Here is a 12758-nt window from a genome sequence, read left to right as displayed (position 1 = left end):
GCGATCACACCGTGGCCGCACCGCACGCGCACAGCGATTCGGGCGCGGCGGCGTTCCCAGACATGAAGTTCACGTGCGTGCGGAGTTCCCACGCATGACGATCCGGATTCCCGGGTAGGGCGATCCGGGCGACGGATGTCCCCAGTGTGAGGAGAGTCGGCAGATGACGCGGACAGCGAGCGCCGGGGGCGACACCTCGGCCGACAATATCGACAGCGGCGGCGGGCGCACCGTCGCACCCGAACCCTATGTCCTCGCCGATGTCGAGGGCCCGCTCGACCGGGCGGAACTGACGGCACTGGACGCGTGGTGGCGCGCGGCGAACTATCTGGCGGTCGGCCAGATCTACCTGATGGCGAATCCGCTGGTGCGCGAACCGCTGCGGGCCGAGCACGTGAAACCGCGCCTGCTCGGCCATTTCGGCACCGTGCCCGGCCTGAATCTGGTGTGGGCGCACGCCAATCGCGCGATCCGCCGCCGCGACCTGAACGCCGTCTTCGTCGCGGGTCCCGGCCACGGCGGCCCCGGCCCCAACGCCTGCGCCTGGTTGGAAGGCACCTATTCCGAGCTGTACAGCCATATCCCGCGCGACGGTCTCGGCATGGCGGCCATGTTCGCGCAGTTCTCCTTCCCCGGCGGCGTCCCGAGTCACTGCGCGCCGGAGACGCCCGGCTCCTTCCACGAGGGCGGTGAACTGGGCTATTCGCTCCTGCACGCCTACGGCGCGGCGCTGGACAATCCCGATCTCACCGTCTTCTGCGTGGTCGGCGACGGCGAGGCCGAAACCGGCCCGCTCGCGGGCAGTTGGCACGCCAACAAATTCATCAGCCCCCGCCGCGACGGCGCCGTGCTGCCGATCCTGGCGCTCAACGAGTACAAGATCGCCAATCCGACCCTGCTCGCCCGCATCCCCGAAGCCGACCTGATCTCGCTGCTGCGCGGCTACGGCCACGAGCCGATCGTGGTGGCGGGCGATGATCCGGCTCGCGTCCACCAGGCGATGGCGTCGGCGGTGGACACCTCCCTCGATCGAATCGCCGACATCCAGCGAGCCGCCCGCGCCGGCGACGCGCACGAGCACCCGCGCTGGCCGATGATCGTGCTGCGCACGCCGAAGGGCTGGACCTGTCCGCCCTACGTCGACGGCGTCCGAGTCGAAGGCACCTTCCGCGCGCACCAGGTCCCGCTGCCCGCCGCGCGCGGCGACGACGAGCACCGCGCCGTCCTCGAACAGTGGCTGCGCTCCTACCGCCCCGAGCAGCTGTTCGACGAATCCGGAGCTCCCGTACCGGAATTGATCGACCTGGTGCCCGCGCAGGCCCGGCGGATGAGCGCGAATCCGGTCGCCAACGGCGGCTCGCTCGTGCGCGACCTTCGCCTCCCCGACTGGCGCGACCAAGGCGTCGAGGTCTCCTCCCCCGGAGCGACCGACCACGAGGCGACCCGCGTGCTCGGCCGGTGGCTGCGCGAGGTCACCAGGAACAATCCGGACAACTTCCTCACCTTCGCCCCCGACGAACTCGCCAGCAACCGACTCCAGGACATCCTCGAGGTCACCGGCCGCGACTGGCAGGCCGACATCGACCCGCGCGACGTCGGACTCGACCGGCAGGGCCGCGTCATCGAGGTGCTGTCCGAGCACATGTGCCAGGGCTTGCTGGAGGGCTATCTGCTCACCGGCAGGCACGGCGTGTTCACCTGCTACGAGGCGTTCGTCCACATCGTCGACGCGATGTTCAACCAGCACGCCAAATGGCTCGACGCGAGCGCGAACGTGCCGTGGCGACGGCCGATCCCGAGCCTGAACTACCTGCTGTCCTCGCATGTGTGGCGCCAGGACCACAACGGGTTCACCCATCAGGACCCCGGCTTCCTCGACGTGGTGCTCAACAAGAAGCCCGAGATCGTGCGCGTCTACCTGCCACCGGACGCCAACACCCTGCTCTGCGTCTACGACCACTGCCTGCGGTCGCGGCACTACGTGAACGTGGTGGTCGCGGGCAAACAGCCGCAGCCGGACTGGCTTTCGGTGGACGACGCGCAAGTGCACTGCGCGCGCGGCGTCGGCATCTGGGAGTGGGCGGGCAACAACGACGCGATCGGCACGGCGCCCGACGTGGTACTGGCCTGCGCGGGCGACGTGCCGACGCTGGAAACCCTTGCCGCGGCGGCTATCCTGCGCGACCGCCTGCCCGAGTTGCGGGTGCGCGTGGTCAACGTGGTCGATCTCATGCGGCTCGTGCCGTCCGACGAACATCCGCACGGCCTGCCCGACAGCGAGTTCGACACCCTGTTCACCCGCGAGCGCCCGGTGATCTTCGCCTTCCACGGCTACCCCTGGCTGATCCACCGCCTGACCTATCGGCGCGCCAACCATGCCGAGATGCACGTGCGCGGCTACAAGGAGAAGGGTACGACCACCACGCCTTTCGACATGGTCATGCTCAACGACCTCGACCGCTACCACCTGGTCATGGATGTGGTCGACCGGGTGCCCGGCCTGCGCGAGAAGGCCGCGGGCCTGCGTCAGGAGATGGTGGACGCGCGGTGGAACGCGCGGGCGTGGACCCGCCGCAACGGCGCGGACATCCCGGCCGTCGCCGACTGGCGTTGGCCCGATCCGGCGCGCGGCTGACCACACCGGTGAGCTGCGCCATACGGTATACAACGGTCCGGTAACCCCGCACCGACCGTCGGGTCGCACTGATAAACTGCCGTGCTTCAAGGACTTTGGTGTCTACCGAGATCGAGGGGGCCGAACCCAGTGCGACCCGACGAGGCACGAGGTGCGGAGGCCGGGGTGTACAACGCGGCCGCGGCGGGTGAGTTCGGAATGCCGGAAGGGGCGGCGCGCAGACTGGCGCAAGCCTGCGACACACTCGTCGCGGGCCTGCGGCAGGCACGGGTCGCAGGCGCCGAACTCACCGAGGTGTCCGGCTTCGCCGAATTGCCGTCGGGCAAGGCGCTGGCACGCGGATTCGGCGGCAAGGGCGCGCAATACCGCGAGGCGCTCACCGGATTGCAGGAGGCGGCATTGCGCCTGAAGGCGGGATATCTCGCAGCGGCCGCCCTGTTCGAAGAGGCCGACGCCGCCAATCGCGCGGCCATGCGCCTGGCCGCCGACGAATTGGATGACCGACTATGAAGCCGGACCGGCCCGAGCGCACCGACCCGCCGTACGTGCCCGACCGCGAGGCGTTCGACGCCTACACCCACGCCGAGATCTGGCATTCGGTGCGCGAGGCGCTCGACCCGGCGGCGCTCGGTCGCACCGCCGAGGGCTGGCAGGCGGGCGCGGCGGCGCTCGAGCAGATGTTCGAGACCTTCGCCGCGGCGGTGCGGCAGGAGTTCGCGGAATGGCACGGCCGGGCCGCCGACTCGGCGCGGGAGTCCACCGAGGCGTTCGTGCGCTCGGGCGCCGACGCGCAGCAGGTGTGCACAGCGGTGCACCGGCTGATGGAGGTGAACTCCTCGGCGGCGCAGACCGTCCGCGACGCGATCCCGCCGCCGCCCGCGCCGTACGTCCCCGACCCGGATCCGGTGCGCGAGGCGGTCGACGGCGGACCGCGCAAGATGGCGAGCGACATCGCCGCGGCGAACACGCTCGCCGACGCACAAGACACGCTGACCTTCCTCTACAACTCGACATTGGTGGCCTCCGGCGACGCCGTCCCCGGCTTCGACGTGCGGGCTCGAGGAGAGTTCGCGCCGTGAGATGGGTCATGAGTCCGGACGAGTTCACCTATGCCTGGTCCGTCGAAACCGGACTCGACCGTCGCCCCTACCCGATCAACATGGCCCATCGCGGCACCGTGCGCAGCGCCAACGACTGGGACAAACTCGCGCTCGCCGAACGGTTCCGGCGCAATCGCGATCCCGACCTCACCGGCGCACTCACGCTGTGCGCGCGCGGCGACGTCACCACCATCACCGTCTCGGGTGACCGCTACGCCGCCGACGGCAGACCCGAGGAACCGATCCTCGCCTTCGGCGCCGCGCACCTGGTGTGGGGAACGGTGCTGATCGCCGGTCCGTGCGATGTCACGGTGATCGCCTGTCACGCGCGGCGGGTCCCGCGACATCTGGTGGAGGCCATCGGTTCCGCCCCCGCGGGCAGGCTGTCGGCCATGCGCGAGCCGCGCGAGGCCGTCCTGCGAGGCGATCCGCCGGACTGGGACCGATCCGAGGAGGCCGAGCGCGCCGCGGTCTTCCGCCGCACCCTGCACCGACCGATCGACGCGCGCGGCTTCATCACCGTGACGGTCGCGCCCGACGATCCGATGTCACCGCCGACGCGACACCGCACCTGGCTCGATTTCACCGACGACGGCCGCTATCTGCTGTCCACGAGCACCGATCTGAGCCTGACCCCCGTCACGGACTCCGCCTTCGACGCCCAACTCAAGCGTTTGGCCGCGATCCGATGACGCTCTCGAACAAAATTACCGGTCGGTAGCGGATGTGATCAGTGCGGTCGAATTTCACCGCGGCGCCCACCTCGGGGTCGCGCGGGCGGCGATCATCGGATCTGGTATGCGCATTGCCTATGGCCTGGCGAGAATCGCGCTGAGCAGGTCCGGAACCGCTCGAGCGCATACCAGGCGAACGCTATTCCATGAACAAGTCGTGACCTCGGATCGAACTTGCCGGTGGCGTGTCGTCCGCGCCACGCCGAGATCGGTGCCCCTCGTCGCTATTCCACAGTTTCGCAGGCGGCGGTACATCGACTATGAATGGCATGTGCCGTTCCCACGTGTGATCACTTGCCAAACCTCGAACCTGCCCCGGCGGGAGTCGAGGTGACGATAGAGCATCCCATTGAGGACGATGTCAGTCTGCTGGCGCGGCGGGTCGAGAAGGCCCGAGGCAGGCTGGCCTACCAGTTCGACCCCGCGCTCACCCAGGCGCTGTCCGAAGACGAACTGCACGCCGAACGTGACCTCGCCGAGAAGATCCGCGGACAGGATCGCGCACAGCGCTGGAAACAAGCGCAGGCCGCCGCCGGAGCCGCCGATCGAGCCCGGCAGACCACCGAAGAGATCGAGAAGGCAGACATCAGAGATCTACTTGTCGCGCGGAAAGCGATAGCCGCGCAGCGGCGGGAATCGAGTCCGCACGCCAAACTGGCATCGCTGTATCGGCACCGCTCCTGGTCGCTGCGCGCGCTCGCGGGCGTGGTCGGCGCGGGCATGCTCTGGTCGGCGGTCAACGTCCAGCAGAACATCGCCCCCAGCGGCCCGTCGGATCCGCTGTACTGGTTCAGCTACCTCATCGAGGCGATGATCAGCGTCTGCTTGATCATCATCATGATCGGCACCAACAAGGTCTCGGAATGGGGTGTCAACGACAACCGCGGTCAGGTCGTCGCCGCCGAAATCGCGCTGCTCGCCCTCACCGTCGGCCTGAACACCTACCCGTACGTGCGCGGCGCGGACTGGTTCGACGCGGGCGTGCACGCCGTCGCGCCGGTCATGATCGGCGTTGCGCTGCTCATCCACGACGCGGCGAGCGCCCGATACGGCCTCGCCATCACCCGCGCCACCGATCAGGTGCGCGATCTGCCCGACCCGGCCGAGGTCATCCGCAGCAGACTGCCCGACCTCGCCTCCTACCGTCCGATGGCCGCGGAACTCGGCACTCCGCAAGCCGTCGTGATCGAGGCCGAACCCGAACCCGACTACGAACCCGCGGTCGAGTACGTCGAAGAGGAGATCGAGGACGAAGAGGCCGAAGTCGACGAATCCGAGGCGCTCACCGAGGTTCTGTACGCCGAAGACGAGGAACCCGAGGACGAGGCGCCCCAGCCCGTGGTCAAGGCCCCCAAGCCCGTTGCCCAGGCTCCCAAGCCCGCCGTGGCGCGCTCGACGAACGGCACCGCGGCCAAGGCGGCCGAATCGACTCCGCCCGCCGTCAAGCCCGCGGCCGTCAAGCCCGCCCCGGTGACCAAGCCCGCCGCTGTCGCGAAGCCCGTCACACCGCCCGTCAAGCCCGCGCCGCCCGCCCCCGCCAAGCCCGTGGTCGCCAAGGCCCCCGCGCAGCCCGAACCGACCGCGGCACCGGTCGTCGCGAAGCCCGCGCCGCCCGCCGAGGTCGCCAAGCCCGCTGTCGCGGCCGTCGCCGAACCACAGCCGGTGCAGGCGGTCCCCGCGCCCGCCGAGAAGCCTGCCGCGAAACCGGCCGCCGCCAAGACGGGCATCAGGAAGGTCGTCCCCGGAAAGGGCCGCACCGCCGCCGATTCCCGCCCGGCGGCCAAGAACGGCAAGGAAACCCCGGCCGTTCCCGCGAAGCCGGACCTCCAGGTCGTCCCGGCCCCCGACCCCATCCACGACACCGGCCAGTTCCGCATCGCCGAACTCCTCGAACAGGAACTCGCCGAACTCCAAGCCGAACGCCGCCGCGCCCGTACCAGCAGGCAGCGCTGAACATCCCCCCTCGAAGGGCCCGTACTCACAAGAGCACGGGCCCTTTTCGATGAACTCTGGTCTGTGTGATCCGAGCGGCAATGCGCGGTTCCCGGAGCCCGGCCGAGCGGCGAATCCTCGGTGGTGAGCAACCGGAGTGCGCCGTGTACAGTCCGCGATGTGCGCACGGCCGGAAGATCGCCACCGTGCGCGCGGAAAGCGGCTGAGCCGCCGAACAATTCGGAAGCGGTCCGGGGGGTCTTGTGTTACGTGGCGGGGAAGTCTTCGCGGGTTACACCGTGGAGAGACTGCTCGGCAGGGGCGGCATGGGGGCGGTGTACCTGGCACGGCATCCGCGACTGCCCCGGCTGGTCGCACTCAAGCTGCTCAACCGAGATCTGTACTCCGACAACGAGATCCGAGCTAGATTCGAACGCGAAGCCGACTTGGCCGCGCGACTGGACCACCCGAACATCGTGACGGTCTTCGATCGCGGCGTCGACGACGAACAGCTGTGGATCGCCATGCAGTACATCGACGGCGTTGACGCCTCATCCCTCGACCCGTCCGCGCTACCCCCGCAGCGCGGCGCACAGATCGTAGCGGAGACCGCGACAGCCCTCGACTACGCACACGCCATGGGCGTCCTGCACCGGGACGTGAAGCCCGCCAACATCATGCTCGCCCGCGGCGTAGGCATGGAACGAGTCCTACTCACCGACTTCGGTATCGCCCGCCCACGCGAGGACACCGCACACCTCACTCGAACCGGCACTTTCACCGCCACCCTCACCTACGCCTCCCCCGAACAGCTCACCGGCGCCTACATGGACCACCGCACCGACCAATACTCCCTGGCGTGCACCCTGTTCTGGCTCCTCACCGGCAAATCCCCCTTCGACTCGTCCCACCCGGCCCTCATCATCGACGGACACCTGCGCAAACCACCCCCACCGATCACCGCCTTCCGCCCCGGCCTACCCGCCGAACTCGACGCGATCCTCGCGCGCGCCATGGCCAAACGCAGCGAAGACCGATTCGCCACCTGCGCCGAATTCGCGAACCTGGCGTGGGCGGCGCTGAACGGCCGCCCGACGCCGAGCCTCCCCGTGATCACCCCCTCCTCCCCCACTCTCGTCCAGCCGTTCGCTCCCGCCCCGTCCGCACCGCGCGTCCCGGTCACCCCCGGCCCGCAGCCGAACATGTCGCGCGCGTACCCGCCACCGATGCGCCCCATCCCCGCGCCCCCACGACGCCGTCGACGCATCGTTCCCCTGACCCCGCTGGTGATCGTGCTGGTCGTCCTGGTGGGTTTCGGCGTCTGGGTGTGGCGTGACGATTCCTCGATTCTCGCCGAAGCCACTGGCCGCACCCCGGAACTCCGCGCACTGGCCGCCGTTTCCGCCGCGTTCCCCGACATGCTGCCGACCGACCCTCGCGAGGAGGGGAAAGGGTACCGGAACGCGACCTGCCGACCCCGCACCGAAGACCTGCGCCTCGAAACCAACGCCGAGGCGGCCTTCAATGGCTGGATGGCGCGCTGGTACTGCTTCACCACGGGCAGCAAGGCGCTGAACTACACCTTCTACGTCTACAGATCCCAGAACGACGCCACAACGGCGGTCGGAGAGTTCGCACTACGCGCGAAGTTGTTGGACACGGCCACATTCGGCAATCGCAAAGACCGACGTCTCACGTTCACCAAGGTGGTCAACGGCACCCTCCGGTACCCGAAGATCGTCTCCACCTTCACCGACCCGTCCCGAGCCACATGGGTCATGACCTTCGACTACAACGGCCCCGAACCGATCCAAGACCTGATCGACGAGGTAGCCCGCGCACCACTGACCTGAAGCCCGCTCATCGCGAGCGCGCCTATCCCGAGCTACCAGGGGCGATTTCGACCGAGCTGCCGAAAGGTAGGCGACGCCCTCTGACCTGGGCCGGAGGGGTCGAATTACTGTCGGGGTGACAGGATTTGAACCTGCGACCCTCCGCTCCCAAAGCGGATGCGCTACCAAGCTGCGCTACACCCCGTGCCCTCGCTCGGCGGCGAGGAGAATTCTTGTGTGGAGCGGGTGACGGGAATCGAACCCGCACCATCAGCTTGGAAGGCTGAGGTTCTACCATTGAACTACACCCGCAGGCATACGACACCGATGGGATCGCCACGATGTCGTGTGCGCACCGACTGTACCGAATCAACCGTCGAAAAAGCCAATCGCCGGGAGCGGGCGGGGCTGCGGTGCGGGTCACCGAGGGGTGGTGGGACCGGTTCTCGTCACGTCGGTGTCGGGTCATTCGGCCGAGGGGGGTGCCGTCGCGGCGATGCGCGACTACGATCAGGCCGGTGGAGGACGGATTCGCGCAGGTTCGGGCACACTTCTGGCGTGTCGGCGCGCGACTCTCCAGCGAACCGGAATTGATGTGTAACGCCCGTGCCCCCGGAACGATCACACATCCGATCGCCACTGGACCGGTATCGAAAACTCGTTGTAAAACGTCGTTTTTCAGTGCCGAGTGGCTTGCTAGGATCCTTTTTGCCGGACGGGGGTATCTGGAAAGGGGGCGGTGAACGTGCACCGAGCGTGGTGGACCCAACCGCATAGCAGTAGTGATCGGGGTGATGCCGGCTCTCGCGCGTGCGCGGGGCACCCGGTTACCGACATCGACACCCCGAGGTGAGCGCGATGTCCGCCGACACCGAGCCACCTGTCAGCGCGATGGCGCGCGCCTGGGCGCGTGCGGTCTGCGCGGAACCGGGCTCGCACACGACTCCGCAACAGCTGGAACCGGTCCTCATCGAGATCGTGCAGTCCCTGCTGGAACTCGCCCGGTTCGAACCTTTCCCGGTCACCTCGGCCAAGCAGCTCGGCGCCCGGCTCGCCGAACCGCCGTTCGAACGAACCCGCATGCTGGCGCAGGCCAGCAGATGGCTACTCGGCTTCCCCTCGGGCAGGCCGGGCTCCCTCGTGGCCACCCGCTGGCCGTTCATCGCCAGCCACGCCATCGACAGCTACGCCCAGGCCCTGCAGGAACGCGCGCTCGCCCAGCAGGAGCAGAGCATGACGGCGAAGGTCTCGCTGCGCGTCCAGGAGATCGCCGCGCTGCAGCACCGCCTGCGCCACGAGGCCACCCACGACGCGCTCACCGACCTCGCCAACCGCACGCTGTTGCAGGACCGGGTGCGCCGCATGGCGCTCGACCCGAACTGCCACGTCGGCCTGCTGCTCATCGACCTCGACCGCTTCAAGCAGATCAACGACGGGTTCGGGCACGCCGTCGGCGACGAGGTCCTGGTCGAACTGGCCAACCGGCTGCGCGAGGTCTGCCCGCCCGACACGGTGATCTGCCGCTACGGCGGTGACGAATTCGTGCTCGCGGTGAACCGGGATCAGCATTCGCTGGCCGAGATCTGCCGTCACATCCATCAGGCGCTGCGCGACCCGGTGTGGTCGACGGCTGGTCCGGTGCCGGTGTCGGCGAGCGTCGGCACCGCGCACAATCCGCCTGGCGCGCCGTGCGATTTCACGGATCTGCTGCGGCGCGCGGATCGCGACATGTACTCCATCAAGACCGGCAACCGGTTCGTCTACACCGATTCCGACGGCCCGGAGATCGACGCCGCCGTCGCCGGTTGAAGAGCACGGCGCGGGCCCTCGTCGGGCCCGAGCGCGGCGTCCAGGGGGCAGTACGGCGTCAGCCGGATTGACAGCCGGGGCACCAGAACAGATTCCGCCCCTCCATGACCGCGTGCGCCACCGTCGCGCCGCAGACCCGGCAGGCGGCGCCCTGCCTGCGGTAGACGTAGGTCCGCGGGCGATCCGGCGCGTAGGACGGTTCGCCGTGGTCGTGTTCGGGGCGAACCACGTGCATGCGGCCGGTCGCGACACCGACCGGCATCAGCTCCACCAGATCCGCCCAGATCGCCTGCCACTGTTCGGCGCCGAGCGCGGCGCCTTCCCGGTACGGCGAGATACCGTGCCGGAACAGCACTTCGGCCCGGTACACGTTGCCGACGCCCGCGATCACCGACTGGTCCATCAGCAGCGCGCCGATCGACCTGCGCGAGCGGGCGATTCGGCGCAGCGGGCGGTCGGGGTCGGCGTCGGGGCGCAGCGGGTCGGCGCCGAGGCGTTCGGCGAGCGCGTCCACCTCGGGAGGGGTCAGCACCTCGCAGGCGCTCGGCCCGCGCAGGTCGGTGCCGAAACCCGAACCAGCGCCGACCATTCGCATCCTGACCTGGCCGATCGGCTCCCCCATCGGCAGTTCGGAATCGTAGAACTTGCCGTAGAGGCCGAGGTGGACGTGCACGACCGCCCCCGACTCGTAGTGGTGCAGCAGATGTTTCCCGTGCGCTTCCGAGCGGGTCAGCACCTGTCCGTCGACCAGTGCGGCCCCGTCGGCGAACCGTCCCTGCGGACTCGACACCCGCACCACCGCGCCCGCGAAACGCTCCTGGTGCCGGCGGGCGAGCCGGTGCAGCGTATGCCCTTCGGGCATCTACGCCTGCCTACTTCACGCGGTGGCGGGCGCCACGCCGGTCTTCTCGTACTCGGCGAGGATGTCGATGCGGCGCTGATGGCGCTCCTCGCCGGACCACGCCGTCGCCACGAACGCGTCGACGATGGCGAGCGCTTCCTCGGTGCTGTGCATCCGGCCGCCGATTCCGATGAGCTGAGCGTTGTTGTGTTCGCGCGCGAGACGGGCGGTCTCGACGCTCCAGGCAAGCGCGCAGCGAGCGCCGGGCACCTTGTTGGCGGCGATCTGCTCACCGTTGCCGCTGCCGCCGAACACCAGGCCGAGGCTGCCCGGGTCGGCGACGGTGCGGCGCGCGGCGTCGATGCAGAACGCGGGGTAGTCGTCGAGTGCGTCGTATTCGAGGGCGCCGCAGTCGACGACCTCGTGGCCCGCCTGCTCCAGATGGGCCTTGACGTGATTCTTCAGTTCGAAACCGGCATGGTCGGCACCCAGGTATACGCGCATGGCAGCGATTGTGTCAGGCCCGCCGCGAGCGGCGACGGCGGGGGAATGGACGACGGCGGGCAAATGAATAGAGTTCATGGCATGCAGTCCGACGAACAAGGTCAACCATCGACCTCGCTGACGAAATCCGATGGCGAAGCGAGCGGTTCGACCTCGGTGTCGAACCTCACCGGATGGGATCCGTCGAGCGGACCGCCCGGATGGGTTCCCGGGTATCAGTCACCGGCCACCGCGAACGGACCGCGACCGCCGCGATACGCGATCCAGCAGACGCGCGGGCTCGGACCGTTCGGGATGCCTGCCCGGCACGCGCTCGAGATACCGCTGCTCACCGTGATCGTGGTGCTGACCGCCCTGTTCTTCGTCTTGGGACTGCTGATGACGGTGGTCGGCTGGATTCCGCTGCAACTGTCGGCGCCGCTGCTGCTCGCGCCGCTGATCCTGGTGTTGCAGCGCGGTCTGTTGTACGCGCAGTTGCGCACCGGTGGCATCAAGATCACCCCGACCCAGTTCCCTGACGCGCATCGCATGGTCGTGGAGGCCGCGGCGCGCTTCGGGATGGCCAATACCCCGGACGCCTTCGTGGTGCTCGGCAACGGGGCGATCAACGCGTTCGCCTCGGGGCACGGCTTCCGCCGGTTCGTGGCGGTCAACAGCGATCTGTTCGAAATCGGCGGCGCGGCACGCGATCCCGACGCGCTGGCCTTCATCATCGGCCACGAGGTCGGGCACATCGCCGCCGGGCACACCTCGTACTGGCGGTGGCTCGGCATGTATGTGGTGCCGTACCTGCCGATTCTGGGCGGATCGTTGCAGCGCGCCCAGGAGTACACCGCCGACAACCACGGCTACTGCTACAACCACGAGGGCGCGCCCGGCGCGATGCGCACCCTGGCGGGCGGCAAATATCTGAACACGTTGGTCGGGTTCGACGAGATGGCCGACCGGGCGCCGGTGGAACGCGGATTCTTCGTCTGGCTCTACAACGGCCTGGTCAGCCACCCGGTATTGACCTGGCGGATGTGGGCGCTGCGCGACCGCAGCAAGCACGGCAATCTGCTCTGGCGGCCGAATCCGCGGGTCACGCCGCAACCCGGATTCCCGCCGCCGGGCGGCACCTATCCCCCGTACCAGCCGATCGGTGGATATCCACAGCTCACCGGTGGATATCCACAGCATGCGGGCGGGTACGCGCCACCGGTCGCCGGGCAGTCATCGAGCGGCTATCCACAGCCGAGCGGCGGTTATCCACCACAGTCCGGCGGGTACGCGCAACCGACCGGCCCCTACCCGACCGACGGCTATCCACAGCAACCCACCGAACATCAGGGCTGGGGCAGACCGAACCCGGGCGACACCCACTCGCCCTAA

9 protein-coding genes, 2 tRNA genes and 1 pseudogene are annotated in these 12758 nt (G+C 68.8%); 8 read left to right on the top strand and 4 right to left on the bottom strand.

Annotation, left to right across the window (positions count from 1 at the left end; translation table 11 throughout):
- The first annotated feature begins 163 nt into the window (after positions 1–163).
- The 6 genes from IT779_RS12530 to IT779_RS12505 all read left to right on the top strand — a co-directional run bounded on the left by IT779_RS12530 (position 164) and on the right by IT779_RS12505 (position 8254).
- Complete coding sequence (locus IT779_RS12530) at positions 164–2635, top strand: phosphoketolase family protein (RefSeq protein ID WP_196149429.1); 2472 nt, start codon at positions 164–166, stop codon at positions 2633–2635.
- A gap of 165 nt (positions 2636–2800) precedes the next feature.
- A complete protein-coding gene (locus tag IT779_RS12525; protein ID WP_196149428.1) occupies positions 2801–3145 on the top strand; it encodes a hypothetical protein in 345 nt (114 codons plus the stop codon).
- On the top strand, positions 3142–3714 hold the full coding sequence (locus IT779_RS12520) for a hypothetical protein (RefSeq protein WP_196149427.1): 573 nt from the start codon (positions 3142–3144) through the stop codon (positions 3712–3714). The genes IT779_RS12525 and IT779_RS12520 overlap by 4 nt, the downstream gene beginning before the upstream one ends.
- Positions 3711–4427 carry an ESX secretion-associated protein EspG gene (locus tag IT779_RS12515; protein WP_196149426.1) on the top strand — a complete coding sequence of 239 codons (717 nt, stop codon included), beginning with the start codon at positions 3711–3713 and terminating at the stop codon, positions 4425–4427. The genes IT779_RS12520 and IT779_RS12515 overlap by 4 nt, the downstream gene beginning before the upstream one ends.
- 372 nt (positions 4428–4799) lie before the next feature.
- A complete protein-coding gene (locus tag IT779_RS12510) occupies positions 4800–6422 on the top strand; it encodes a hypothetical protein (protein WP_196149425.1) in 1623 nt (540 codons plus the stop codon).
- A 278-nt stretch (positions 6423–6700) separates the two neighbouring features.
- Complete coding sequence (locus IT779_RS12505; protein WP_332838773.1) at positions 6701–8254, top strand: serine/threonine-protein kinase; 1554 nt, start codon at positions 6701–6703, stop codon at positions 8252–8254.
- A gap of 110 nt (positions 8255–8364) precedes the next feature.
- On the opposite strand, the gene IT779_RS12500 is transcribed toward IT779_RS12505, so the two are convergent.
- Positions 8365–8438 (bottom strand) — tRNA-Pro (locus tag IT779_RS12500).
- A 33-nt stretch (positions 8439–8471) separates the two neighbouring features.
- A tRNA-Gly gene (locus IT779_RS12495) sits at positions 8472–8545 on the bottom strand.
- 546 nt (positions 8546–9091) lie between these two features.
- Between IT779_RS12495 and IT779_RS12490 the strand changes: the two genes are divergently transcribed.
- Complete coding sequence (locus IT779_RS12490; RefSeq protein WP_196149423.1) at positions 9092–10042, top strand: GGDEF domain-containing protein; 951 nt, start codon at positions 9092–9094, stop codon at positions 10040–10042.
- A 58-nt stretch (positions 10043–10100) separates the two neighbouring features.
- Here the strand turns inward: IT779_RS12490 and IT779_RS12485 are convergent, their stop codons facing one another.
- Together IT779_RS12485 and IT779_RS12480 are read right to left on the bottom strand one after the other, a co-directional pair.
- On the bottom strand, positions 10101–10904 hold the full coding sequence (locus tag IT779_RS12485; protein ID WP_196149422.1) for an Fpg/Nei family DNA glycosylase: 804 nt from the start codon (positions 10902–10904) through the stop codon (positions 10101–10103).
- Between the two features lie 15 nt (positions 10905–10919).
- A complete protein-coding gene (locus tag IT779_RS12480; protein WP_196149421.1) occupies positions 10920–11387 on the bottom strand; it encodes a ribose-5-phosphate isomerase in 468 nt (155 codons plus the stop codon).
- 81 nt (positions 11388–11468) lie between these two features.
- Here IT779_RS12480 and IT779_RS12475 point away from each other — a divergent pair.
- Positions 11469–12530, top strand: a pseudogene (locus IT779_RS12475) (M48 family metallopeptidase); the annotation flags it as partial.
- Positions 12531–12758: the final 228 nt, after the last annotated feature.

The sequence above is a fragment of the Nocardia bovistercoris genome, assembly GCF_015674855.1.
Lineage (GTDB): Bacteria > Actinomycetota > Actinomycetes > Mycobacteriales > Mycobacteriaceae > Nocardia > Nocardia bovistercoris.
This window is presented reverse-complemented; position numbering and strand designations above follow the sequence as displayed.

Coding starts and splice junctions, on each gene's coding strand:
- IT779_RS12480 (WP_196149421.1), bottom strand. CDS start 11,387: ATGCGCGTATACCTGGGTGCCGACCATGCCGGTTTCGAACTGAAGAAT.
- IT779_RS12485 (WP_196149422.1), bottom strand. CDS start 10,904: ATGCCCGAAGGGCATACGCTGCACCGGCTCGCCCGCCGGCACCAGGAG.
- IT779_RS12520 (WP_196149427.1), top strand. CDS start 3,142: ATGAAGCCGGACCGGCCCGAGCGCACCGACCCGCCGTACGTGCCCGAC.
- IT779_RS12490 (WP_196149423.1), top strand. CDS start 9,092: ATGTCCGCCGACACCGAGCCACCTGTCAGCGCGATGGCGCGCGCCTGG.
- IT779_RS12530 (WP_196149429.1), top strand. CDS start 164: ATGACGCGGACAGCGAGCGCCGGGGGCGACACCTCGGCCGACAATATC.